Raw genomic sequence first — 24,575 nt, 5'->3', positions numbered from 1 at the left:
ACACTCCTAATGCAATAGCAGAAAGGAAGAGCCGCCATGCGCTACGAAAAGGGCCGAAAGGACGCCTCCCGCGATCGCATCGTCGAGGTCGCAGCCCAGCGTTTTCGCGGTGACGGCATCGCCGCGTCCGGACTGGCAGCCATTATGGGCGACGCCGGGCTGACGAACGGAGCCTTCTATCCGCATTTCCAATCCAAGGCGGAGCTTGTGCGTGAAAGCCTGGTAGCGGCGCTAGAGAGCCAGGTGCAGCAACTGCAAGAGGTATTGGCCGCCGGTGGTCCGGAGATGGGGATAGCGGCGTATCTGTCAGCCGGGCACCGGGACAATCCGGGAACGGGCTGCGCCAACGCCGCGCTGCTCCCGGAACTCGCGCGTCAGCCGCTCGAAACGCGCCAAGTCTACACCGAACGCCTGCTGGTTTTGGTGCGCCAGTTGTCTGCAGCGCTTCCGCAGGCCAGGGATCCGGAAGGCGTTGCCATGGGCGTCTTTGCGACCCTCATCGGCGCGCTTCAACTGGCCCGCGCGGTGGCAGGGACCGAATTGTCGGATCGCTTCCTTGCGGCAGGAGCAGATGCCGCGCGCAGGCTGATCCAGCCACGTGACGGCGAGAAGGCATCCTAGAGGCCGGTGGCGGCAGCGGCAAAGGGCCCTGACATCGTCCTGCGGGTCGCACACAGGAAGGGCCGGCTTTTGGAGGCGGGCCGAACCGGTATTTCGCTCCGATTCAATCGGGTCTAACGCAGATGCCTGAGCTTGTCGGGATTGCGCATGACATAGACGGCCGCGATCTTCCCGTCCTCGATGTCAAGCGCGGTCGTCTGCAGTTCGCCATCGGCCTCCTGGGTGACGAACCCCGGCAGTCCATTGACGAAGCCGATGCGCACCAGCGTCGAGCGATTGTCGCGCAGCCAGGCCGCGACTTGCGCGTATTGCTTCATGACGGCGTCGAAGCCCAGCACCGGCGCCAAAGCCGCCGGACGCTTGCCGCCGCCATCGGCATGAGCGCTGACATCTTCCGTCAGCAGCGCGCCGAGCGCCTGCATGTCGCCGCTGCGCGATGCCGCGAAAAAGGCTTCGGCGATCTCCAGGCCACGCTGCTTCTCCACCTTGAAGCGAGGCCGCGCCTCGCGGACATGGCCCCGTGCGCGAGCGGCAAGCTGGCGGCAGGCGGCTGAATCGCGCTCGATGGCGGTCGCGACCTCCTCGAATTCCAGCCCGAACACATCGTGCAGCAGAAAGGCCGCCCGCTCGAGCGGCGAAAGCCGCTCCAACGCCAACATCAGCGGCAAGGTGACATCTTCAAGATCGTCCTCTTCGACGATCGGCTCGGGCAGCCAAGGGCCGATATAGGTCTCGCGCTGGCGCCGCGTGGATTTGAGCTGGTCAAGGCAAAGCCGCGTCACCGTGCGGCGCAGGAACGCTTCTGGCTCGCGAACCTGCGAGCGGTCGGTCCCCATCCAGCGGATGAAGGCATCCTGCACGACATCCTCGGCGTCGCTCACCGAGCCCAGCATGCGATAGGCGACCCGCATCAGCTTCGGACGCAGCGGGCCGAAGCCCGCTGCCGCGTCGTCGGGTGCCGTCGCCGTCATCAGGCCGCCTTGGCGCTGGCGCGTATCGTTGCTGCGTCGGTGTAGAGCCCGAAGCCAACGGCGATGCGGTTCCAGCCATTGATGATGTTGATCAATACGGTGAGCTTCACCTGCTCCTCCTCGGTGAAATGCGCCTTAAGATCATCATAGGCGCTTTCGCGGTCCTGTCCTTCCGAGAGGCGCGTCAGCGCATCGGTCCAGCCGAGCGCGGCACGCTCGCGGTCGCTGTAGCAGGGCGCTTCGCGCCAGGCCGGCAGCAGATAGATGCGTTGCTCGGTCTCGCCATTCTCGCGCGCTTCGGTGGCATGCAGATTGATGCAGTTGGCGCAGCCATTGATCTGCGACGCCCGAAGCTTCACCAGCTCGTTGAGGCTGTGCTCGAGCCCGGCGGCGACAGAGAGTTCGGTCGATGCGCGCTGCCACTGCTTGATCAGCGCAGGGGCGGCGGCGAAGAGGTCGATTTTGGCGGTCATGATTGCAGTCCTTGTGTTGGGTACGCCATCATGACGAGACAAGACCGGCCGGTGTGACATTCAGGCTGGATTTTTTCGAAGGTGCTTTCCCGGCGCGTTCAATCGTCTTTGATCAGCACGATCTTCGCCGGATCGAAATCGATCCCGACCATCGTCCCTTCCGCCACGGCGGGTGTGACATCAGGCGATGTCGCGAACAGTTCGACCGCCGGATCGCTGATCGCGATGCGGTATTCCATGTGGTCGCCGAGATACGAGCTCTTGACCACCCGGCCCTTCATGGTGCCCGCTGGCTGGCCGGGCAAGATGCGCACGGCATTCGGGCGCACAGCGAGCATCGCCGGCCCCGGAGCGTTACCGCGACCCGGCATGTCGAGCAGCAAGGGTCCGACCTTGACCCTTGCACTGGTCGCATTGCTGGAAAGCACCTCGACGTCGAGCAGATTGGCGTCGCCCATGAAGTCGGCGATGAAGCGGTTGGTCGGCTCGTTGTAGAGGTCGCGCGGCGTGCCGTCCTGGGCGACGCGAGCGGCGTTCATGACGATGATGCGGTCGGAGACGGCGAGCGCCTCTTCCTGGTCATGCGTGACATAGACCATGGTCAGCGCCAGATCTTGCTGGAGACCCCGGATTTCGTCGCGCACGCGCCGGCGCAGCTTGGCGTCGAGATTGGACAGCGGCTCGTCGAACAGCAGCACCTTCGGCTCCAGTACGATGGCTCGCGCCACCGCGACGCGCTGCTGCTGGCCGCCGGACAATTCGCTCGGCTGGCGCCTCTCGTAGCCGGACAGGCCGACAAGCGACAGCTTTTCGGCGGCGCGCTCGGCTGCCTGCGCCTTGCCAAGCCCCATAGCCCGCAAGCCGTAGCTGACATTCTCCATCACGTTCATGTGCGGGAACAGCGCATAGGACTGGAACACCATGGAGACATCTCGCTCGGCGGCGGACAGCAAGGTGACGTCCTTGTCGTCGATCAGGATGCGCCCGGTGCTAGTCTGTTCCAGCCCGGCGATCAGCCTGAGCGTCGTCGTCTTGCCGCAACCCGAGGGCCCGAGCAGCGTCACCAGGCTGGCCGGCGCGATGTCGAAGCTGACATTGTCGACGGCGATCACCGCGCCGTATTTCTTGGTGACGCCCTCGAACCGCACGGCCGGCCTGTCCGTGACAACCGGGACAGCATTCTTCGCCGTCTGATCCACGCCGCTTCTCCCCATCAGATTGCTGCCACCACGGCTTCCGCCCCAGGCCGGCGCCGGCCGAGCCGGCGTTCGCCGACCAGCAGCTGGATGCCGATGAGGATGACCATCATGACAACGATCATCACCGCCGAATAGACAATCGCGATGCCGTATTCGCCGACATCTGCGCGCCCGACAATGTAGACCGTGGCGAGATTGAACCGGCCGCTCGCCAGGAAGATGACGGCGCTGACCGCCGTCACCGCGCGCACGAAACTGTAGATCATCGCGGTCACGATCGCCGGCTTCAGGATCGGCAGGATCACCCGCAGCAAGGTAGCAAAAGACCGCGCCCCAAGCGTCAGCGATGCCTCGTCCAGGCTCTTGTCGATCTGGCCCAGATTGGCGAGCCCGGCACGGATCGCCACCGGCATATTACGGAAGATGAAGGAGATGACGATGATCAACCTGGTACCGGTCAACTGCACCGGCGGCACGTTGAAGGCAAGGATATAACTGACGCCGATCACCGTGCCGGGAATGGCGAAACTCATCATGGCCAGGAACTCGAACATGGTGCGCCCGGCGAAACGCTGCCGGTCGAGCAGATAGGCCGTCAGGATGCCGAGCGCCGCAGTGAACGGCATCGCCACCAGCGCCAGGCCGATGGTCATCAGCAGCGACGGCCAGGCCGAGCCGCTGAAAAACCAGCCATTGACGCCTTTCTCGATCGAAAAGGCGGTGAGGAAATACTCGAGCGTCGGCGTGTTGTCGCGCCCGATCGATTGCACGAAACCGCCGCCCAGGATGATGCCGTAGACCACGATGGTCAGAACCAGCCACGGAACGACGGCGGCGTAGCAGCCGATCCGCAAGGCCTTGGGCAGCGTCGCCGGTACGCCGCCATCGCCCTTGCCTGCGACGGTGACGTAGCTGCGGCTGCCGATCCAGCGGCGCTGGATGACGAAGGCTGCCAGCGTGAACATCAACAGCACGATCGCCAGCACCGCCGCGCGGCCCTGGTCGTGCGCCGCGCCAACCACCGCGAAGAATATATCGGTCGACAGCACGTTGAAATTGCCTCCCAGCACCAGCGGATTGGCGAAATCGGCCATGCTCTCGATGAACGAGATCAGGAAGGCGCTGGCCAGCCCCGGCCGGATCAACGGCCAGGTGACGGTGCGAAACGTCCGCCAGCGGCTGGCGCGCAAGGTCTGCGACGCCTCCTCCATGCTCGGGCTGACCCCTTGCAGCACGCCGACCAAAACCAGGAAGGCGATCGGCGTGAAGGCCAGCACCTGCGCGATGGTGATGCCGGCCATGCCATAGATCCAGCGGCTGCGCGGAATGCCGAGATGCACCGACATGAGGTTGGTGACGATGCCGGCGCGGCCGAACAGCAGGATCAGCGCCAGGCCGATGACGAAGGGCGGCGTGATGATCGGCATGATGGACAGGCCGCGCAGCAACCATTTGGCCGGCAGCTTGGTGCGTAGCGCGATCAGCGCCAGCGCCAGGCCGAGCGCCGTGCAGAAAAAGCCGACGAGGACTGCGATCGCCACCGTGTTCCACGCCACGCCGCAGGAGCCCTCGCCATAGAGGCAGCGCAGGCTCCATATGTTGGCGCTGAAGATCTTTTCGAAGAACAGCGCCGGCACGACATTGCCGTCATTGTCCTTGATGGCCGAGGTGAGGATCGACAGCAGCGGATAGGCGACGAACAGGATCAGCGAAGCAATCACGATTGAGAGCGAGCCGACGACGAAACGGTCGCCCTTGCACCAGCCGCGCGCGGCGAGCGCCTCGGCGATGAACATCAGCATCGCCACGGCATAGAGCGCCGCACCCCAGCCGAGCCCCGGCTGTATCGGTCCCGGCGTGCCGGCGATCTGGGTAAGCAAGCCAAATCCCCAGCCCGAATGGATGATGGAAAAGCCTTCGATGGCCAGCCACAGCAGGCCCGCCGCGCCTGCAACCGCAAGGCTCTTGGGGTTGTTGCGCGCCACCAGCCAGCTCGCCAGCAAAAGCGGCAGGACAAGCGGCAACAGCCAGGGCCGGCCACCGAGCGCCAGGATGATGGCCGGCGTCGCATCCGCCGGCTGTGCCAGCCAGTCGAACGACAGGAAGCCGCCTTCGACCTTGTACCAAGGCAAGAGCACGAAGCTCGCCCACGCGGCCATTACCCAGGCGAGCGCGCTGCGTCCAGGAGCGGAACTGACGATGGAACCGGCCGCGGCCATTCAATGTCTTTCTGTTGCCAAAGGATGGTGCGCCGGCTGCCGCGAGGGGCAGCCGGCGATCAGATGCTAGAGTGAGCGCAAAAGAACGCGCTCAGCCGCCATTGCGAACCTCGTCGGTGAACTTCTTCAACAGCCGCTTGCGTTCGGCCGACGAGCCATATTTGGCGAAGTCGTAGTCGATCAGCTTGATCTTCGAGAGGTCCGGCGCCTCGGGCGGCACCGGCGTGGCGCTGTTCGACGGGATCTGGAAGCTGCCGTTCGGCGCCGCGAGCTTCTGCGCGTCCGGGCTCAGCGCCCAGTCGTAGAATTTCTGCGCCTCTTCGGCATGCTTGGCGCCCGTCACGATGCTCATCGAACCGATCTCGAAGCCGGTGCCTTCGCAAGGCGACACCACCTTCACGGCAGGGTTCTGTTTCGCGGCATTGATCACGTCGTGCTGGAAGGAGATGCCGATCAGCGTCTCGCCCTTGCCGACGGCGAGCGCCGGCGCGGCCCCTGCCTTGGTGTATTCGGCGATGTTCTTGTTGAGCTGCTTGAGATACTCGAATGCCTTGTCCTCGCCCATCAGCTGGACGATGGTGGCGAGCATGGTCCAGGCCGTGCCCGATGAATTCGGGTCGGCCATCTCGATTTCGCCCTGGAATTCCGGCTTGACCAGATCGGCCCAGCACGCCGGCGCGGTCAGCCCGCGCTGCTTCAGATCTTCCTCATTGTAGCCGTAGCCGAGTGCACCGAGATAAATGCCGACCGTGCGGTTCTTCGACCTGTCGGCCTGCTTCAGCGCCCAGTCGCGCAAGTTTGCCAGCTGCGGCGACTTGTATTCCTGGGTGAGGCCCTCTTCCGCCGCCTGCAGATGCGGGTCGCCGGTGCCGCCCCACCAGATATCGGCTTGTGGATTGTCCTTCTCGGCCCGGAGGCGGGCGTAGATTTCGCCGGCGCTCATGCGGGTCATGTCGACGCTGACGCCCGTCTCCTTCTGGTAGGTGGTCGCCATCGCCCGGCACCAGGCCTCGTCGACGGCGCAATACATTGTGAGGCTGCGATCGGCCGCCTGGGCGGCACCCGCCAATCCGAACATGGCCAGCGCCGCGCCAAGGCCAAGCCAGGCGGCGCGCAAGCCTTGCTTACTGTCAAATGTCTTCATCGATATTCCTCCCTATCTTTCACACTGAAACGATCTACCCGTCGTCGAGCGGCACTCCGATCACCTGGGACAATGTCGCCGCAACACCGGGTGCTGCCGCAAGCACGGGATTGCCCTTCGCCATGCCGTCGCCGTCGAGGAACCGGTTCACCCGGCCGCCGGCCTCCTCCACCAGCAGCAATCCGGCCAGGCAGTCCCACGAATTGATGTGCAGCTCGGCATAGGCATCGGAGCGGCCGTCGGCCACATAGGCCAGCCCAAGCGCTCCGGAGCCGGAGCGCCGCACGTTGGCGCCGAGTGCCCAGACAAGGCTCACCTTGTCCAGATAGTCGCGATTGGGAATCCTGGGCGACCAGCCGAACTCGACAAAGGCGCGGTCGAACGCTTGCGTCGGCGACACACGGATCGGCGCGCCATTGCGCGTCGCGCCTTGCCCGCGGCGGGCAAAGTACGTTTCGCCGATGGCCGGATTGGCAATGCCGCCGATCTCGCTGCGGCCGTCCTCGACGAAAGCTATCGAAATGCAGAAATGCGGAATACCGCGCATGAAATTGGCGGTGCCGTCGATGGGGTCGACGACCCACATGCGGGCAGAGCCGATGCCGCCGCCTTCCTCGCCCAAAAACCCGTCCTGCGGAAAAGCCTCTGCCAGAGTGGCGCGGATGTGCTCCTCGACCTTGCCGTCGGTTTCAGTGAGAAAATCCTGCGGGCCTTTCATCGCCACCGGCTGGACGGCGCCCTGCCGGGCATAGCCTTCCATCGCCAGTTGCCCGGCCGTGACAAGCAGTTTCCGGCAGACCTCGGCACGCCTGTCCATCTCGGCCTCGGACAGCCGGTCCGCCTTCGGATGCGCCGCCGCCCTGCTCATGCAGCCGGTCCGGACAGTCGCGCCCTCAATGCCGTCTTCGGCGAAATGGACAGGGTATTCCTCCGATGCCACTCTTGAGCCGGCTTGTATTGCACGGCTGTGCAAAGCTGTTGCATTCCGCCATGCCTGTCAAGTGCGGTGGGTGGCAATGGCAGAAGAGTTGCATTACATTGCACGGGCGTGCAAAGAATCACGAAAACAGCAGCGAGGGCGTTCGCTTGACGGTTCCGAGAATCCGCACCGGTTTTTCCAGCGCCCAGCAGGTTGCCGACCTCGCCGGGGTTTCGCGCTCGGCCGTGTCACGTACCTTCACGCCCGGCGCTTCCGTTTCCGGGGAAACCCGCGAGCGGGTGATGCTGGCGGCCGAGCAACTCGGCTATCACGTCAACCATCTGGCTCGCGGCCTGATGCGGGCCTCGACCGGCATTGTCTGCCTCATCGTTGCCGATGGCGACACGCCCTATCATGCCCGCCTGCAGAAGGCGCTGACCCAACATCTGCGGGACGCCGGCAAAATGGCCATGGTGTTCAACACCTCCGGCCCCAGCCACCATGTCGACCAGGCGCTGCGCAACACGCTGAACTATCGCGCCGATGCGAGCATCGTTCTGTCCGGCTCGCCGCCGCAATTGCTGATCCGCACCTGTCTTGAGAACGGCCAGCGGCTGGTGCTGATCAATCGCGATGACCGCTTCGACGGCCCGCACAATATCGGTGTCGACAACGCTGCAGCCGCAGAGGCAGCGCTGCATGCCTTCATCCGGGCCGGCTGTACCCGCCCCGCCCTGGTGACCTCGGCTGCCGGCACGCCCAGCCTGCTCTCCCGCGAAACCGCCTTCCTTACCGCCGCGCAGAAGGAAGGGCTGGAGGTGACCGTGTGGCGCGAGGGCCGCACCGGCTATGCCACCGGAGCCGATGGCGCCAGGCGGCTCTTTTCCGGCCGGCAGCGGCCGGATGCGGCGTTCTGCGTGACCGACCTGATTGCGTGCGGCTTTCTCGATGCGGCCCGCCACGAGTTCGGCATCAGCGTACCCCGCGATCTCTGCGTCATCGGCTTTGACGACATTGAACAGGCCGACTGGGCCTCTTACCGGCTGACGACGTTCTCGCCGCCGATCGAGGAGATCGCCAGGCGCGCCGTGCGGCTCGCGACCGGCGCGCGGGAGGAGGCTGGCAGCCGCCTGATCTGCCATGCGCCCATGGTCTGGCGCAGCACGGTGAGGCCGGGCCAGGGCTGATGCGAAACATGTGTCGGTCAAGACGGGAAACGTACTGATGTCCAAGAAAAAGGCCAGGAAGACCCGCCAGGCGGCAAGACCGGTGGAGATAGCTGTAGGCCCCGAAATCCGGAGCATGATGCGCAAGTTTGGCCTGACCGAGGAAGAAGCACTGCGCATGATGCGCGAATGCGATGCCACCCTCTATGGCGCCAACTCCGGGCACGTGCAGCCAGGATCTTGACGGCCCGCCAGGCGCGAACGGAATTTTAATGTAAATCAAGCGTAATCCCGACCGTTAAAATGATGCGTATGTGTTGGGGTTGCGCATGCCGGAATATTCTTTCTTCATCCGCTCGATCCGGATCCGCTACATCTCGGGATTGCTCATCTTTGCGCTGGCTTCCACCGCGGTGATGTTTGCGCTCAACCGCGTCAATTCCTTCCGCCACGACATCGACGCGCTGAGCAGCAATCTCGTCGTCTTCACCCGCGACCTGCGCAACGCCTCCAGCTTTGCCGAAACCGCCAGCACGACCTGGCGCACCGAAACCCGTGACGGCCTTGCCGCCGCCGCGCGCGGCCATTCGCAACGCCTGACCAGCGAGATCGAAACACTGTCCGCGGAGTTGGCCGCGATCAAGCCGAGCCTATCGGCCAAAACGCTGGACGAACTCTCGTCGGCCGCCGTCAACGGCGACCTGTTCTGGTCGTCGCGCGACATCGTGCGCAACTTCAACCTGATGTCGGCGGCGCAACAGACCGACGAATGGAGTTCGCGCGAAATCCTCAACCAGAACGACCTGTTCGTCCAGCCGATGCTGGTGCGTGTGCGTACCGCCATGGATGGCGAACGCCATCTGGCCGACGCCTCCAGCGACAGGCTGCTGTTTTGGGCAAGCGGCCTTCTGTTCGCGGTTCTTGCCATCGTTGCCCTCTGGATCTTCCGGCCGATGGAAAAGGCGATCCGCCGCGCCTTCACCGAATCCGCCGCATCCTTGTTCAAGGCCGAAGCGGCCGACCGCGCCAAATCGGAATTCCTGGCCAATATGAGCCATGAGATCCGCACGCCGATGAATGGTGTGCTGGGCATGGCCGAACTGCTCGCCAAGACCGAGCTTAACGCGCGCCAGAAAACCTTCACCGAAGTCATCGTCAAATCGGGCAATGCGCTGCTCACCATCATCAACGACATCCTCGATTTCTCCAAGATCAATGCCGGTCAGCTGACGCTCGATCCTGCACCCTTCCGGCTTGCCGAAGCGGTCGAGGACGTGGCCACACTGGTGTCGGCGCGCGTCGCCGAAAAGAACCTCGAGCTGATCGTGCGTGTCGACCCGCGCCTGCCTGCCCATGTCGTCGGCGATGCGGGACGGTTTCGTCAGATCGTCACCAATCTGCTCGGCAATGCGGTGAAGTTCACCGAGAAGGGCCATGTGCTGATCGATGTCGGCGGCGAGGTGGTCGACGGCATGGTCCAGCTCAAGGTCCGCGTCGAGGACACAGGCATCGGCATTCCTGCCGAGAAGCTCGAGAACGTGTTCGAGAAATTCGCGCAGGTCGACGGCTCGTCGACGCGCCGCCATGAAGGCACCGGCCTCGGCCTTGCCATCGCCGCCCGCCTCATCGACCTGATGGGCGGCAAGATCGGCGTCGAAAGCGAGATCGGCCGCGGCTCGGTGTTCTGGTTCGCCGTGCCGCTGCCGGCGCATCAGCAGGACACGCGCAACGAGATCGTGCCGGTCGATGTCACCGGCGCCCGCGTGCTGGTCATCGACGACAACCCGGTCAACCGCGAGATCTTGCTGGAGCAGCTCAGAAGCTGGAGCTTCGACTGCGCGGCCGCCGAAAGCGGCGCCGTGGCCTCGCCTTTCTAGACCGGGCCAGCCAACTCGGTGCTGCGGTCGACTGCATCATCCTCGACTACCAGATGCCCGGCATGAACGGCGCCGATGTCGCCAAGGCGATTTCCGCCGACAGCCGTCTCTCCGCCATCCCGGTGGTGCTGCTGACCTCCGTCGACCAGGTCGATTTCGGCAAGATGGTCATCGATTTCGGCATCGCCGCGCATCTCACCAAGCCGGCGCGCTCGGCCATCCTGCTCGGCACCGTCATCTCGGCCATCCAGAAAGCGCGGGCCCAGATCGGCAAGGCCCAGTTCGTTCGCGAGCCTGTTGTTCAGCAGGCGGCACCCGTGACGCCACCCGCCTTCACCGTCATTCGCGGCCCGGCAATTCCGGCGGCCACAGTGCCTGAATCGATCGCCACGCCAAACGGCCCGATCGATATTCTGATCGCCGAGGACAATGACGTTAACCAGCTGGTGTTCGGCCAAATCCTCAATGGGCTTGGCCTCAGCTACCGCATCGCCAGCAATGGCCGCACGGCCGTTGAGATGTACCGGGCGCTGCGGCCGAAGCTGATCCTCATGGACGTCTCCATGCCGGAGATGAACGGCTACGAGGCGACCCGCGCCATCCGGGCGGCGGAGGCAGCGAGTGGCAATCACACACCAATCATCGGCGTCACCGCTCACGCACTGAAGGGCGACCGCGACAAATGTATCGAGTCCGGAATGGACGACTATCTGCCCAAGCCGGTGTCGCCCGACCGCCTCGGCAGTAAGATCGGCACATGGCTCAGCGAAACGGTCGCGGTAAAGAGGGCTTGATCAAATCGCCGCGTCCAGACGATAGCGGCGCATCCAGTCCAGACTAATCTCGTCCGAGAGCTTGGCGACGCCCGGCTTTACGTCGGCGGCATTCGGCGCCGGAACGCCCAGGGCCTTGCAGATGGATGCCAATGCCGCTGCCGGATCGCCTGACAGGCGCTCATAGCCGATGCGCAGCGGGACGATCCCCTGCTCCGCGAACCAGACGTTCCAGCCCGCGTCATAGGCTTCGAGTTCGGCAAGCTCGCGCTGGATCCGCTTGAAATCGTAGCGGGGTTCCTGCGGCGGTGCGACCCGTTCGATCTCGGTTCCGTCGGGCGCGATGTGCCAAAGCCCAGTCTGCTCGGCCTTGATCAGCGACACCGCCTGCGCCAGCTTGTTTTCGCGCGAAAGATGGATGTAGAGGATCCGGCCGAAGGCCTTTTCAAAGCGTGCTTTGTCCGATGGCAGGTCTGGGTAGATCCGGTCGAGGATGGCCGAGAGTTCACCCAGGTTTTCCCGCATCAGGCGCAAGCCGAAGACGGCTGTTCCGCCCTTTCCCGCGCTGATTGCCGCCTTGAGGTAGGCGACATCGAAGTCATGCGCGCTCATCGTATCGGGATGCGGCAATTTCCACTCTTCTGCCCATTCCGCCTTGTCCTGCCGCCGGTAGAACGAGTGCGGATCGCCGGCTGTTTTCGTCGAGGCCAGAAGGCCGCACAGCAAGGTGCTTCCGGTTCTCGGCGTGCCGCAGATTATGTAGCCGTCACGCATCTCGGGGCTCTGTCGCTTGTCATGGATTGGGCTAACCTCGCCAGGCGCGGTGACACGCGCGCTTCGCGAAGGACTCCAGTCTAGCCGCGCCGGAAGGGATAGAGGAATTGCTGCCAATATCCGTTCGGAACGGGATGTCCGTGAATGCCGTAGCCGTTCGGCCAGCGCCCTTCGGGCATATGGTGGGTACCGAACAGCCGGTCGAGCAGCGGGAAATGGATGGCGAAATTTACGTCGATCGCTTCTTTCTCGAGGCCGTGATGCCAGTGGTGGTAACGCGGCGACACCAGCATCTTTTCGACTGGACCGAAACTGGTCCCGATGTTGGAATGGATGAAAGACGAATAGACGTAGACGATCAAAATATACGTCTGGATAGCCGATTCATCGAACCCCAGCACGAACATCGGGGTTGCCGTCAGGCTGCGCAGCATGATGATTTCCAGGAAATGCATGCGCGCACCGGCAATCCAGTCCATCGACTTGGCGGAATGGTGCACGGCATGGAACTTCCACAGCCAGGGAATGCGATGAAAGGCCCGATGCACCCAATACTGGGCAAAGTCGGTCAGGAACATTACCGCCAGCAGTTGCACCAGCCACGGCAAGTCGTGGACCCAGGCGCGCACCGAACCAAGGGCGCCCTGCGCATTGACGAAGTTGGACGGCGCCAAGGTCAGGTAGGTCAAAATCTGCACCAGCAGCGATGAGACCAGATAGTAGAACAGGTCCTCGCGCCATTCGTCGCGGAACACGGTCTGATCCTTGTTGCGCGCGAAAAGACGTTCGAGCGGAACGAACAGCACACCCATGAACAGGGCGTTCAGGATGAAGAAATCAAGCCCGAAGAACACCCCTTCGATGTGCAGTTGATGGCGCACCGGAAGCATGCCGACCAGCGACGCCAGCAGCACAGTGAACATCGCTGCCGCGCCGAGCGTCTTTTGCCTGCGCAGCGTCATGCTGAGGATCGCCAGGATATAGCCGGAGATGAGGACGAAATAGAGCACCGGCTTGAAGAACAGCATCTGGTGGATGGGGGCCAGATCCGGCATCGATGTAAGCGACGGGTAGCGCAGCACGATGACCATCAGCAGGGCGGTGACCCCGGCAAGCAAGCCAATCGAGCCGGACAGCCAGCCAGAACCGAACGGCCGTTTGGCGCGCGGCGTTTCAAGTTCACTTACAACGCGTCTAAGGAAATTTGCCACCGCCATGATGCTCCCCCGTTAACGGCCTTCAAAAGGTCTCGCCGGAAATTTCCACCGTCTTACTACAGCAGGGCTCATAAATATTTAATCGACACGACTTTGCAGGCCAGAGACGGCTATCGGCTTTTGGGGCAATTGGTAAAAGCTGCGATCGTGTCAAAGACACCGGCCACTATAGTCGGAATCTTTCCTGGATGCGACGGGCGCATTCAAGCGGCGTCAGCCGGCTGGTGTCGACTTCGAGGTCGTAGTCTATGCCCCTGTGGATGCGTCCATATTGCCAGCGCGCCAGACCGGGCAGCCTGTCGGCGCGCGCGGCCTCGCGCGCTTCCAGCACCTCCAGCGGCGCCATGACGCCGACCAGATGCAGGTCAAAGCTCGACAGCAACTCGACATACTCCGCTATCTCGTCATTGAAGATCACGTCGTCGACAATGAGATTGTTGCCTTGCCCGGCCATGGCGGCGATGGCATGGCGCATGCCGCGCATGGTTCGCGCGCCGATCAGCCCGCTCCTGATCACCACCGACGGCTTGCCGTCCTCCAGCACCGTCTCAAAGGAAAACCCGTCGGCATGATCCTGCAGCGCCGGCGGCAGCATGTCGATGAAAGCATCCATCTGGACATGCAGGAACGGCTCGGTGGCGATCGTTTGCAGCGCCCTGGCGATCGAGCTTTTGCCGGCGCTGCCGACGCCATTGAGCAGGACGATTTTGGCCGTCATGTCGCCCCCTCGGCCTATCGGTTGCGCACGACGATACAGGCGCCGCCGACGCTTTGCAGTTTCTGGCAGATGACGTTGGCGGCGGCACGGTCGTCGACACCGATCCTGACGGCGTAGATGCCGCGTCGGCCGATCGGCGTGCGCACCCGGCTGACCACCGGGTCACGACCGGACAGCAGCGCCGGAAACCGGCTCCTGACCCGCAGCCACTGATTGATCGCAGCTCCCCTGCGGAAATTGCCGGCCACCTGGACGCCCCATGGCTTCACATTGATCGAGGCCATCGCCACGGTTCTGGACATGATCACCGGCAGCTTGCGGCAGGCGACGGCAAAGCTGGTTTTCGCGTCGAGCGGCTCGATCGTTCCGGCGTAGGCGCTGTCGGAGAACTTGTCGGCCGGTTCGCCCATGATGTCGAAGACGTAGCTCTCGGTCTCCATGGGCAGGAAACCGCCGGAACCCAGCCAGCGCGAAACCCGGCTCTCGCCGGCATTGTAGGCAGCCGCCGCCAGGCCGAGATTGCCGAAGCCGGTCTTCATTTCGGCGAGATATTTCGCCGAAGCCGGGATCGCCTGGTCGATGTCGAAAGGATCGGCCAGCCCGCGCATCTTGGCGGTGCTCGGCATGAACTGGGCGATCCCTTCGGCACCGACCGGGCTAACCGCATTGGGATCGAAGCGGCTTTCTTTCCAGATCAGCCGGGCGAAGTAATCCTTCGGCAGGCCGTTCCGCTCGGCATGCGTCTCGATCAGGTCACAGACATGGCCGATCAATCGTTTCGCCGCCGAGCGCGATTGCGGTGGATCGGCAAGCGCCTGTCCGGCACTCAGCCCGCAGAACAGGATCACACCGGCTTTGAGCAGCCCCCGCATGGCTCATTCGGCCGCGGCTTTGCCGTGCTGTCCAAACCGCTGCTCGATATAGTCGGCAACCATTTTTTCGAAATCGGCGGCGATCGACGGACCGCGCAGCGTCGCCGACTTCTTGCCGTCGACGAAGACGGGTGCGGTCGGCATCTCGCCGGTGCCGGGCAGCGATATGCCGATATCGGCGTGCTTGGATTCGCCGGGGCCGTTGACGATGCAGCCCATCACCGCGACCTTGAGGTTCTCGACGCCGGGATATTTCTCCCGCCAGACCGGCATGTTCTTGCGCAAATCGGCCTGGATGTTCTGGGCGAGCTCCTGGAACACGGTGGAGGTCGTGCGACCGCAGCCGGGGCAAGCGGCGACGATCGGCACGAACTGACGGAAGCCCATGGTCTGCAGCAGTTCCTGCGAGACCTGCACCTCGCGCGTGCGGTCGCCATTCGGCTCCGGCGTCAGCGAGATGCGGATGGTGTCGCCAATGCCTTGCTGCAAGAGGATGCCCATGGCAGCCGACGAGGCGACGATGCCCTTGGATCCCATGCCGGCTTCGGTGAGGCCAAGATGCAGCGCATGGTTGGAGCGCGTGGCAAGCTCGGCATAGACGGCGATCAAATCCTGCACGCCGCTGACCTTGGCCGACAGGATGATCTTTTCGCGGGCGAGGCCTATCTCTTCGGCCATTTCGGCCGACAGGATGGCCGACTGCACGATCGCTTCGCGGGTTACTTCCTGCGCCGTCAGCGGAAAGCCTTGGCGCTGGTTTTCGTCCATCAGCCGGGTGAGCAGCTCCTGATCGAGCGACCCCCAATTGACGCCGATGCGCACCGGCTTGTCATGCCTGATCGCCATTTCGACGATCGCGGCGAACTGGCGGTCCTTCTTGTCCTTGAAGCCGACATTGCCAGGATTGATGCGGTATTTGGCCAGCGCCTCGGCACAGGCCGGATGATCGGCCAGCAGTTTGTGGCCGATATAGTGGAAGTCGCCGACCAGCGGCACATTGATGCCGAGCCGCTCGAGCCGTTCGCGGATGCGCGGCACGGCGGCGGCGCTCTCGTCACGATCGACGGTGATGCGCACGATCTCGGAGCCAGCGCGATGCAAAGCCGCAACCTGCGCGACGGTCTGGTCGATATCGGCCGTGTCGGTGTTGGTCATCGACTGCACGACGACCGGCGCGCCGCCGCCGACGACCACGCCGCCGACATCGACGCCGACCGATGTCCGGCGCGCAAAGGGGGAGGAAAAATACCCGGTCATGCCGGCAGCCTCTTGATCACCCGAGCGACATACGTCCACGTCGACGCACGCTCAATCAGCTATCAGCGCATAGCGCTGAGGTTCGGGCATGAGGTGGAGGAGCAAAGATGGCTTGTCAATGGCGACAGACAAGCAGAGCCGCCAAATCGCAGCAGCGCGGTGACCCCACAGACGGGTTTCGCCAGCCAACAGTATCGGAATCAGTAGCAAAAACAGGCCTCCGGCGGCATGTCGCCACCGGAGCGATAGTCACGCGCCAAGGCGGCGCGTCTAATCCTGGAAGGGCGTCAGTGTCTCGTCGGTTTCGCCTTCAGTTTTTCAATCTCGTCCTTGAGTGCCAGCTTGCGTCGCTTCAGATTCACGATTTCGAGGTCGTCGACCGATGGATGGTTCATCGCATCGTCGATCTCGCGTTCGATATCACCGTGTTTCCGCTGCAACTCATCAAGATGGGATGCAAGAGACATGATTGGTTCTCCCTTTCATGGTTTCCTCGATTGCAGCCGTCAAAGGCACGTCCACCGCAGGTCGCATCTGTGACGGCACCATGACAGTCTGCCACCATCCGGCTGCGATGTCGAATGCTGCGTGGTAGCATTCCACGACAATGTGATATGTGATATTGGCTGCGCGCCGGCGGCAATTGATGCCGCCCCCGCCCAATCATGCCCATTGCCGGGCGCCGCAGACATGCAGACGGTAGAGAATGTCCGACCAGGAAAAGGCCGATGTCCGCCTCGAATTTTCCCGCCTGAAGCAGGAGCATGCCGATTTCGACGCGGCCATCAATGCGATGATCGCCATGGGCTGCGACCCCTTGCAGATCCAGCGCATGAAGAAGAAGAAGCTTTTCCTCAAGGACCGGCTGATGGCGCTGGAAGACAAGATCATTCCGGACATCATCGCTTAGCCGACGGCCTCGGGGCCTAACTGCTCACCCCGCTATCGACAGCCGCGCCGCGCGATGGCGCAGCAACGTCAGCAATTCGTCGGTCTTCTCCGCTGAAGTGTCGATCGGCACCACCAGGCACAGCGTCGCCTCGACCTTGCCGGCGGCCGCGAAGACAGGGGCGGCCAGGCATTTGGTGTAGGCGTCGACCAGCCCCGAAGTGATGCAATAGCCGGTCGTTCTGGCCGTCGCGATATCGGCAATGAAGTCGTCGAACTGCAGCCTGCGGCCGTCGGGCAGCAAAAGGTCGTCTTCCGAGACCATGTCCTGGATGGCGGCCCTTTCCAATCCGGCCAGAAGCAGCCGCCCCGATGCCGTCCATGGCAGCGGGATCTGCAGGCCGGTGGCCGAGCTGATGCGGAACGGCCTGGTGCCGGGGCTGGAATGGACGATGGTATAGCGCCCGCTTTGCAGCATGCACAATTCGGAGGTCTCGCTGGTCTCGCGCGACAGATTGTCGACCTCCTGCCGGCCCCGCCTAAGCAGGTCGTTGCCCCTCACATAGTCCATTCCATAGAGGTAGAGCTTCTTGCCGAAATAGACCCGGTTGCCGTCGCCCTCCATCTCCAGGAGACCCGCATCGACCAGCGAACGCACCAGCGTATAGGTGGTGGAGCGCGGCGCATTCACCCCCTTGGCGAGATCGCCAATGCCGATGGCGCGCTGCGTAACATGCAGGAAGTCCAGGATCTCCAGCACCCGGTTGAGGCCCTTCTCGCGCGAGCCGGAGGTCTTGTCGGGCGTCGGGCTCTCGGCTGGACCAAGCTCCGCCCGATCCGTGAGTCCATTGCTGTCTTGCATAACTGATTCCTGATGTTAGTATCTGTCTTGTACAGGATACATGTGTCTATTGTAAGAGACAATTCAGGTCGGCGACACGTGTGTCTGTAAGGGGAATTCAAACAACAGGAGGTCGCAGTGAACGACGCATCCAAGCGAGATTTTCTGAAACTGGGCATGGCCGGGCTTGCAACGGCGGGCGTGATGACCGCTGTCAGCGCCGAAAAGGCGGCGGCACAAGCCGCATCCGACAGCGTTCTGCGCACCGCGCTTGACCGCGGCAAGCTGATCGTCGGCACCGGCAGCACCAACGCGCCATGGCATTTCGAAAACGATGCCGGCGAGCTGGTCGGCATGGACATCACCATGGGCCGCATCCTGGCCAAGGGTCTGTTCGACGATCCGAGCAAGGTCGAGTTCGTCATGCAGGATCCGGCGCAGCGCATCCCCAATGTCACCACCAACAAGGTCGACATTACCATCCAGTTCATGACCATGACCGCGCAGCGCTCGCAGCTGATCCACTTCTCCAGGCCATACTATGTCGAGGGCGTCGCCCTGCTGACGCTGCCGACGGCGGAAAACAAGACCTTCGACAAGCTGCTCGCCGGCGGTTCGGCGACGCGCATCTCGATCCTGCAGAATGTCGATGCCGAAAGCTCGGTCCATTACGCCCTGCCGGAGGCGCAGGTGCTGCAGATCGACACCCAGGCCAATGTGCTGCAGGCACTGGAATCGAAACGCGCCGATGCCGCCGCTGTCGATCTTTCAACCGTGCGCTGGCTGGCCTCGCGCAACCCCGACAAATATTTCGATGCCGGCAAGAGCTGGTACTCGATGCTCTACGGCGCGGCGGTCAGGCAGGGCGACCTGGACTGGCTGACCTTCGTCAACCAGACCTTCACCATCGCCATGTTCGGCCATGAGACCGCACTCTACGACGCCGCCTTCAAGGACTATTTCGGCCAAGAGCCGCCGGCCCGCCATCCCGGTTTCCCGGTTGTCTGACAAGTGCTGGCGGAAGGGTTAGCCCTTCCGCCTTCTAGTTCGCATCCCCTTGGTTATTGCGGGAGACGCATGGGCTATACGCTCAACTTCAACCTGATCTGGCGCCATTTCGACAAGCTGTGGGGCGGCCTTCTGCTCAGCCTCGAGCTTGCCGTGATTTCGATTGCCATCGGCGTCGTCATCGGCCTGGTGCTGGCGGTCTGGTATGTCTCGGCCGGACGCGTGGTGCGCGCCATCATTGCGGCTTACGTCGAATTCATCCGCAACGTGCCGCTGATCCTGCTCGTCTATCTTGTCTTCTACGGCCTGCCGACGGTGATCGACGTCGCCTACGACGCGCCGACCTCGTTCGTGCTGACGCTGTCGGTCTATAGCGGCGCCTATCTGGTCGAGGTGTTCCGCTCCGGCCTGGAAGCCGTGCCGCGCGGCCAGCTCGATGCCGGCAAAGCCATCGGCCTGACGCCCTGGCAGCGGCTGGTTCATGTGCGCCTGCCGACCATGCTGCGCATCACGCTGCCGGCGCTGTCCAACACCTTCATCTCGCTGTTCAAGGACACGTCCATCGCATCGGTCATCTCGGTGCCCGAGCTCACCTTCGGCGCCCAGTGGATCAACTTCAACACCTTCCGCATTGTCGAGGTCTATCTGGTGACGACGGCGATGTACCTGGTGACCGGTTACACCCTGCTCTTCGGGCTGCGGCTGGTCGAACGCCGGTTCAGGGCTGCGCGCTGACATGCTGAGCCAGATCCTCTACGCCGTACCGTTCCTCGCCCAGGGCTTCGCCATCACTTTGTGGGTGTCGCTGCTGGTCGTGGTGCTGTCGCTGATTGCCGGCGTCGCGCTCGGCGTCGGCCTGGTCTACGGCCCGGCGCCGCTGCGCTGGGCCGTGCGCATCTTCTCCGACACCATCCGCGGCATCCCGATCCTGGTGCTGATGTTCTTCGTCTATTACGGCCTGCCGGCCATCGGCCTGCATCTGCAATCCTTCTCGGCGGCGGTGCTGGCGCTCACCTTGTTCAAGACCGCGCAGGTCATTGAGTATCTCCGCGGCGCCGTCGGCTCCATTCCCAAGGGGCAGTCCGAGGCGGCGATGGCGATTGGGCTGACCTTCCGCCAGCGGCTCACCTACGTCATCTTTCCGCAGGCCTTCCGCCGCTTCCTGCCGCCCTGGATCAACGGCGTCACCGATGCGGTCAAGGGCAGCGCCCTGGTCTCGCTGCTCGGCATCACCGACCTGATGCAGGCGATCAACCAGGTCATCGGCCGCACCTATGAGGCGATGCCGCTCTACATCCTCGGCGCCTTGATCTATTTCGCGGTCAACTATGCGCTTTCCTACGCCAGCCGGCGGCTGGAACGGCGCTTTGCCTTCATCCGGGACTAGCACGATGGCCACAAGCTCGAACGACAATGCTGCCCTTCTCGACATTGCCGGGGTCTCGAAAGCCTTTGGTTCGGTCGAGGTGCTTCGCTCGGTCAGCCTCAAGGTGGACAGGGGCGAGGTGGTCACCGTCATCGGCCCTTCCGGCAGCGGCAAGACCACCCTGCTGCGCTGCGTCAACTTTCTCGAAAGCTACGACTCAGGCTCGATCCGAATCGACGGCAAGGAGGTCGGTTTTCGTGAGGTCGGCGCGCGCCAGCGGCGCAGCGAGCGCGACCTTGCCAATATGCGCGCCGAAACCGGCATGGTGTTCCAGAGCTTCAACCTGTTTCCGCACCTCACCGCCGCCGGCAACATCATGCTCGGCCTCACCAAGGTGCGCGGCAAGAGCAAGGCCGAGGCGCGCCAGATCGCCGAGCATTGGCTGAGCCGCGTCGGCCTGGCCCACAAGGCCGACAGCCTGCCGGCGGAACTCTCCGGGGGCCAGCAGCAGCGCGTCGGCATAGCGCGGGCAGTCGCCATGGAGCCAAAGATCCTGCTGCTCGACGAGATCACCTCCGCGCTCGATCCCGAATTGGTCGGCGAGGTGCTGGCCGTTGTGCGCAGCCTGGCCGAAGACGGCATGACAATGGTGATGGTCACGCACGAGATGGCCTTTGCCCGCGACGCTTCGAGCCGCATTGTCTTCATGGCCGATGGCGGTGTCAGCGCTGTTGGCCCGCCGAAGGAGATCCTTGCCGAAGAGACCACCAATGAGCGCCTGCGCTCTTTCCTGGCGCGGTTCCGCGCCTCGCATTTCTGACATGGGCGGCCCAAAGCAATTCCAGGAAAAGTGTAAGCGGTTTTCCCGGGAAAAGCGCGAAGCGCTTTCCCTTGGGAATTGCGTAAAACAACAGGCCGTCCCAAGGAGAATTCTTCCATGACGCCTTACATCCGGCTCGCCGAGCTCGGCCTGACGCTGCCCGAGCCGCCGACGCCGATCGCCAATTTCGTCACCCATGCGGAAAGTGGCCGGCTGATCTTTCTTTCGGGTCAAGGGCCGCTGCGCGCCGACGGCACGCTGTGCACCGGCAAGGTCGGCGAGGACGTCACCGTCGAGCAGGCCTATGAGCATGCCCGCCTCACCGGCCTCAACCTGCTCGCCGTCATGCACGCCGCCGCCGGCGATCTCGGCCGCATCGTGCGCGTCGTCAAATTGCTCGGCTTCGTCAATGCGACGCCGACCTTCAGCGACCACCCGAAAGTGGTCAATGGCTGCTCGGACCTGTTCGCCAGCGTCTTCGACAAGATCGGCGGCCATGCCCGCTCGGCGATCGGGGTCGGCTCGCTGCCTGGAAACATCACCGTCGAAATCGAAGCGGTCGTCGAGATCGCCGCCTGACCGTCAAGGGATTGCTGAACATGAAAACCTATTCCGACACCGGCTCCAACACCACGATCCGTGAACGGCTGGGACTGCGGCCGATCATCAACGTCTCCGGCACGATGACGACGCTCGGCGCCTCGATCATCGTTCCCGAGGCGATCAGCGCCATGGCCGAGATCGCCTCGCAATGGGTGGAGATGGACGATCTGCAGCGCGCCGCAAGCGTGATCACCGCCCGCCTCACCGGCGGCGAGGCCGGCTTCATCACCGCCTGCTGCGCCTCAGGCATCACAATGGCGATCGCCGGGGCAATGACCGGCACCAATTTGCTGGCGATCGAACGGCTGCCCGACGACACCGAAGGCCTGAAGTCCGAAGTCGTCATCCAGCTTGGCCATATCGTCAATTACGGCGCACCGATCGACCAGTCGATCCGCGTCGCCGGCGCCAAGGTCATTCCGGCCGGCACGGTCAGCGTCACGCAGGATTATCATGTGCGCGAGGCTATCAACGAGCGCACGGCGGCGGCGCTCTACGTCGTGGCGCACCACACCGTGCAATACGGCATGCTTTCCCTGGAGGAATTCTGCGATATCTGCCACGCCAGGGGCGTGCCGGTGATCGTCGATGCGGCTTCCGAATATGACCTGCGCAGCTTCCTGGCGCGCGGCGCCGACATCGTCGTCTACAGCGGCCACAAATTCCTTTCGGGGCCGACCAGCGGCATCGTCGCCGGCCGCAAGGATCTCGTCCGCGCCGCCTATCTGCAAAACCGCGGCGTCGCCCGCGCCATGAAGGTCGGCAAGGAAAGCATCGCCGGCACCATGGCGGCGCTCGAAGCCTGGGAAAAGCGCGACCATGCCGGCATCCGCCGACGCGAGGAAGCGGCGCTCAATCTATGGAGGGATTCGCTGCAGGGAACACCCGGCATCGTCGCAAACATCATTCCCGACCCGACCGCCAATCCGCTCGACCGGCTGCAGATCTTCGTCTCCCCCGAAAGCCGCTTCAGTGCCGCCGGCCTCGCCTCGGCATTGGCGGCCGGATCGCCGCCCATCATCGTGCGCAATCACGAGGTCGAGCGTGGCCATTTCTTCCTCGACCCCTGCAATCTGCACCCAGGCGAGGCCGAGATCGTCGCCGAACGCCTCCGCGCCGTGCTCACCGCGGCCGACAGGCCGGCGGATGCGATGAGACAGCCGCGAAAGGATTCATCCGGCGCCCTGCGCTGGCCGGACTAGGCTGCGGCGGCCGCCATCCTTGCGGGCCAGCCCGAATTCCGCTAAGGCGCGCCTTTACCGCCGGGAGCATGCGCTTGACCGACCACCGCGCCGACGTCGCCATCATCATGGGCAGCCAGTCCGACTGGGCGACGATGCGCCACGCCGCCGAAACGCTGGAGGCGCTGGGCATTCCGCACAAGCGGCTGATCGTCTCCGCCCACCGCACCCCGGACCGCCTCTATGATTTCGCCAAGGGCGCCAAGGCGGCCGGCTTCAAGGTGATCATCGCCGGCGCCGGCGGCGCCGCCCACCTGCCCGGCATGACGGCGGCGATGACGCCGCTGCCGGTGTTCGGCGTACCGGTCGAATCGAAGGCGCTGTCAGGCCAGGATTCGCTGCTCTCCATCGTCCAGATGCCGGCCGGCATTCCGGTCGGCACGCTTGCCATCGGCAAGGCGGGTGCGGCCAACGCCGCCCTTCTGGCGGCCGCCGTGCTGGCGCTGAACGACGAAGAACTTGCCGCCCGCCTGGATGCCTGGCGCACCGCCCAAACCGCCAGGGTCGCCACCGAACCGACGGATGCGCCGTGAGCCTGCCCGCGGGATCGAGCATCGGCATCATCGGCGGCGGCCAGCTCGGCCGCATGCTGGCTGTTGCCGCAGCGCGCCTCGGCTACCGCACAACTATCCTCGAACCGCAGGCCGATTGCCCGGCGGCTCAGGTCGCCAACCGCCAGATCACCGCCGCCTATGACGATGCGGACGCCCTTGCCGAACTGGCGGCAGTCAGCGCCGTCGTCACCTACGAATTCGAGAATGTGCCGGTGGCGGCCGCCGGCGCACTTGCTTCCAAGGTCCCGGTTTATCCGCCGCCGCGAGCGCTGGAAGTTGCCCAGGATAGGTTGGCGGAGAAGCTATTCCTGAACGGCATCGGCATCAGGACAGCGGATTTCCGCTCCGTCGACAATGACGACGAGCTGACGGCGGCGCTGAGAGAGTTCGGTGGCAGCGGCATCTTGAAAACCCGCCGCATGGGCTATGACGGCAAGGGCCAGCGCGTCTTCCGCAACATGGAGACGGGCGGCTTTGCCGGCACATGCGAGACCATGGGCAATGTGCCGCTGATCCTCGAATCCTTCGTCGCTTTCGAGCGCGAAATCTCGGTCATCGCCGCGCGCGGGTTGGACGGCGCGGTCGCCGCCTACGATCCGGCTGAGAACGTCCACCGCGACGGCATCCTGCATACCTCGACCCTGCCGGCCCAGATCAGGCTGGAGACGGCGGCGACGGCACAGGGGTCGGCAGCGAAAATCCTGGCGGCCCTCGACTATGTCGGCGTCATCGGCGTCGAGTTCTTCGTTCTTGCCGATGGCACGCTGCTGGCCAACGAAATGGCGCCGCGCGTGCACAATTCCGGCCACTGGACGGAAGCCGCCGGCATCGTTTCGCAGTTCGAGCAGCATATCCGCGCCATTGCCGGCCTGCCGCTGGGCAACCCTGGCCGGCATTCAAACTGCATCATGGAAAACCTGATCGGCGACGATGTGCTGCGCGTACCCGCTTTGCTCGCCGAGCCCGATCTGATGCTGCATCTCTACGGCAAGGCGGAAGCGCGCCCAGGCCGCAAGATGGGCCATTTCACGCGCATCAGCCGCCGTAGCTAAGC

General features: G+C 63.8%; 25 protein-coding genes and 1 pseudogene. 13 read left to right on the top strand and 13 right to left on the bottom strand.

Features of this window, described 5'->3' with window-relative positions:
* The first annotated feature begins 36 nt into the window (after positions 1–36).
* Positions 37–621 carry a TetR/AcrR family transcriptional regulator gene (locus NKL06_RS19500; RefSeq protein ID WP_023693653.1) on the top strand — a complete coding sequence of 195 codons (585 nt, stop codon included), beginning with the start codon at positions 37–39 and terminating at the stop codon, positions 619–621.
* A gap of 113 nt (positions 622–734) precedes the next feature.
* Here the strand turns inward: NKL06_RS19500 and NKL06_RS19495 are convergent, their stop codons facing one another.
* The 6 genes from NKL06_RS19495 to NKL06_RS19470 form a co-directional block, all read right to left on the bottom strand.
* Complete coding sequence (locus NKL06_RS19495) at positions 735–1,592, bottom strand: sigma-70 family RNA polymerase sigma factor (RefSeq protein ID WP_023693652.1); 858 nt, start codon at positions 1,590–1,592, stop codon at positions 735–737.
* Positions 1,592–2,065, bottom strand: coding sequence for a carboxymuconolactone decarboxylase family protein (locus NKL06_RS19490; RefSeq protein WP_023673089.1), 474 nt, complete (start codon positions 2,063–2,065; stop codon positions 1,592–1,594). The genes NKL06_RS19495 and NKL06_RS19490 overlap by 1 nt, the downstream gene beginning before the upstream one ends.
* A gap of 98 nt (positions 2,066–2,163) precedes the next feature.
* Positions 2,164–3,264 (bottom strand): ABC transporter ATP-binding protein, encoded by a 1,101-nt coding sequence (locus NKL06_RS19485; protein ID WP_023693651.1) that lies wholly within the window; start codon positions 3,262–3,264, stop codon positions 2,164–2,166.
* Between the two features lie 14 nt (positions 3,265–3,278).
* Positions 3,279–5,483, bottom strand: a complete 2,205-nt coding sequence (locus tag NKL06_RS19480; RefSeq protein WP_023693650.1) for an ABC transporter permease — start codon at positions 5,481–5,483, stop codon at positions 3,279–3,281.
* A gap of 91 nt (positions 5,484–5,574) precedes the next feature.
* Positions 5,575–6,600, bottom strand: a complete 1,026-nt coding sequence (locus NKL06_RS19475) for an ABC transporter substrate-binding protein (protein WP_023693649.1) — start codon at positions 6,598–6,600, stop codon at positions 5,575–5,577.
* Positions 6,601–6,661: 61 nt separating this feature from the next.
* A complete protein-coding gene (locus tag NKL06_RS19470) occupies positions 6,662–7,495 on the bottom strand; it encodes an inositol monophosphatase family protein (protein ID WP_050587118.1) in 834 nt (277 codons plus the stop codon).
* A gap of 218 nt (positions 7,496–7,713) precedes the next feature.
* Here NKL06_RS19470 and NKL06_RS19465 point away from each other — a divergent pair, with 218 nt between their 5' ends.
* The 3 genes and pseudogenes from NKL06_RS19465 to NKL06_RS19455 all read left to right on the top strand — a co-directional run bounded on the left by NKL06_RS19465 (position 7,714) and on the right by NKL06_RS19455 (position 11,383).
* Positions 7,714–8,733: a LacI family DNA-binding transcriptional regulator gene (locus NKL06_RS19465; protein ID WP_031208759.1), complete on the top strand. Its 1,020-nt coding sequence runs from the start codon at positions 7,714–7,716 to the stop codon at positions 8,731–8,733.
* Positions 8,734–8,770: 37 nt separating this feature from the next.
* The gene (locus tag NKL06_RS19460; RefSeq protein ID WP_023684018.1) at positions 8,771–8,956 is read left to right on the top strand and encodes a hypothetical protein; all 186 of its coding nucleotides are present in this window, start codon (positions 8,771–8,773) and stop codon (positions 8,954–8,956) included.
* Positions 8,957–9,041: 85 nt separating this feature from the next.
* Positions 9,042–11,383 (top strand): annotated as a pseudogene (locus NKL06_RS19455) (response regulator).
* Here the strand turns inward: NKL06_RS19455 and NKL06_RS19450 are convergent.
* The 6 genes from NKL06_RS19450 to NKL06_RS19425 all read right to left on the bottom strand — a co-directional run bounded on the left by NKL06_RS19450 (position 11,384) and on the right by NKL06_RS19425 (position 16,667).
* Positions 11,384–12,136 (bottom strand): Stf0 family sulfotransferase, encoded by a 753-nt coding sequence (locus tag NKL06_RS19450; RefSeq protein WP_023693646.1) that lies wholly within the window; start codon positions 12,134–12,136, stop codon positions 11,384–11,386.
* A gap of 80 nt (positions 12,137–12,216) precedes the next feature.
* On the bottom strand, positions 12,217–13,353 hold the full coding sequence (locus NKL06_RS19445; RefSeq protein ID WP_031208758.1) for a sterol desaturase family protein: 1,137 nt from the start codon (positions 13,351–13,353) through the stop codon (positions 12,217–12,219).
* 166 nt (positions 13,354–13,519) lie between these two features.
* Positions 13,520–14,071: a chloramphenicol phosphotransferase CPT family protein gene (locus NKL06_RS19440; protein ID WP_023693645.1), complete on the bottom strand. Its 552-nt coding sequence runs from the start codon at positions 14,069–14,071 to the stop codon at positions 13,520–13,522.
* Between the two features lie 14 nt (positions 14,072–14,085).
* The gene (locus NKL06_RS19435) at positions 14,086–14,943 is read right to left on the bottom strand and encodes a lytic transglycosylase domain-containing protein (protein ID WP_023693644.1); all 858 of its coding nucleotides are present in this window, start codon (positions 14,941–14,943) and stop codon (positions 14,086–14,088) included.
* 3 nt (positions 14,944–14,946) lie between these two features.
* Positions 14,947–16,200 (bottom strand): flavodoxin-dependent (E)-4-hydroxy-3-methylbut-2-enyl-diphosphate synthase, encoded by a 1,254-nt coding sequence (ispG, locus tag NKL06_RS19430; protein ID WP_023693643.1) that lies wholly within the window; start codon positions 16,198–16,200, stop codon positions 14,947–14,949.
* A gap of 287 nt (positions 16,201–16,487) precedes the next feature.
* Complete coding sequence (locus NKL06_RS19425) at positions 16,488–16,667, bottom strand: YdcH family protein (protein WP_023684024.1); 180 nt, start codon at positions 16,665–16,667, stop codon at positions 16,488–16,490.
* Positions 16,668–16,906: 239 nt separating this feature from the next.
* Here NKL06_RS19425 and NKL06_RS19420 point away from each other — a divergent pair, with 239 nt between their 5' ends.
* Positions 16,907–17,110, top strand: a complete 204-nt coding sequence (locus NKL06_RS19420; protein WP_023673103.1) for a YdcH family protein — start codon at positions 16,907–16,909, stop codon at positions 17,108–17,110.
* A 24-nt stretch (positions 17,111–17,134) separates the two neighbouring features.
* Here NKL06_RS19420 and NKL06_RS19415 read toward each other — a convergent pair whose 3' ends face one another.
* Positions 17,135–17,950, bottom strand: coding sequence for an IclR family transcriptional regulator (locus NKL06_RS19415; RefSeq protein WP_023693642.1), 816 nt, complete (start codon positions 17,948–17,950; stop codon positions 17,135–17,137).
* Positions 17,951–18,106: 156 nt separating this feature from the next.
* Between NKL06_RS19415 and NKL06_RS19410 the strand changes: the two genes are divergently transcribed.
* The 8 genes from NKL06_RS19410 (at position 18,107) to NKL06_RS19375 (ending at position 24,573) form a co-directional block, all read left to right on the top strand.
* Positions 18,107–18,937 carry a transporter substrate-binding protein gene (locus tag NKL06_RS19410; protein ID WP_023673105.1) on the top strand — a complete coding sequence of 277 codons (831 nt, stop codon included), beginning with the start codon at positions 18,107–18,109 and terminating at the stop codon, positions 18,935–18,937.
* A 69-nt stretch (positions 18,938–19,006) separates the two neighbouring features.
* Positions 19,007–19,672, top strand: a complete 666-nt coding sequence (locus NKL06_RS19405) for an amino acid ABC transporter permease (protein ID WP_023693641.1) — start codon at positions 19,007–19,009, stop codon at positions 19,670–19,672.
* 1 nt (position 19,673) lies between these two features.
* Positions 19,674–20,324, top strand: coding sequence for an amino acid ABC transporter permease (locus NKL06_RS19400; protein WP_023684027.1), 651 nt, complete (start codon positions 19,674–19,676; stop codon positions 20,322–20,324).
* A 4-nt stretch (positions 20,325–20,328) separates the two neighbouring features.
* Positions 20,329–21,123, top strand: a complete 795-nt coding sequence (locus NKL06_RS19395; protein ID WP_023690058.1) for an amino acid ABC transporter ATP-binding protein — start codon at positions 20,329–20,331, stop codon at positions 21,121–21,123.
* Between the two features lie 117 nt (positions 21,124–21,240).
* Entirely contained in the window at positions 21,241–21,702 is a 462-nt protein-coding gene (locus NKL06_RS19390; protein WP_023673109.1) for a RidA family protein, read from the top strand.
* 20 nt (positions 21,703–21,722) lie between these two features.
* Positions 21,723–22,928 (top strand): aminotransferase class V-fold PLP-dependent enzyme, encoded by a 1,206-nt coding sequence (locus NKL06_RS19385; protein ID WP_031203187.1) that lies wholly within the window; start codon positions 21,723–21,725, stop codon positions 22,926–22,928.
* A 74-nt stretch (positions 22,929–23,002) separates the two neighbouring features.
* Positions 23,003–23,500 carry a 5-(carboxyamino)imidazole ribonucleotide mutase gene (gene purE / locus NKL06_RS19380; protein ID WP_023684029.1) on the top strand — a complete coding sequence of 166 codons (498 nt, stop codon included), beginning with the start codon at positions 23,003–23,005 and terminating at the stop codon, positions 23,498–23,500.
* Positions 23,497–24,573, top strand: coding sequence for a 5-(carboxyamino)imidazole ribonucleotide synthase (locus NKL06_RS19375; protein WP_023693640.1), 1,077 nt, complete (start codon positions 23,497–23,499; stop codon positions 24,571–24,573). Before purE ends, NKL06_RS19375 begins: the two co-directional genes overlap by 4 nt.
* Positions 24,574–24,575: the final 2 nt, after the last annotated feature.

Origin of the sequence: Mesorhizobium sp. C268A (assembly GCF_040324475.1) — a bacterium.
Lineage (GTDB): Bacteria > Pseudomonadota > Alphaproteobacteria > Rhizobiales > Rhizobiaceae > Mesorhizobium.
The sequence above is the reverse complement of the archived record's forward strand: the minus strand, read 5'-3'. Positions and strand labels throughout refer to the sequence as shown.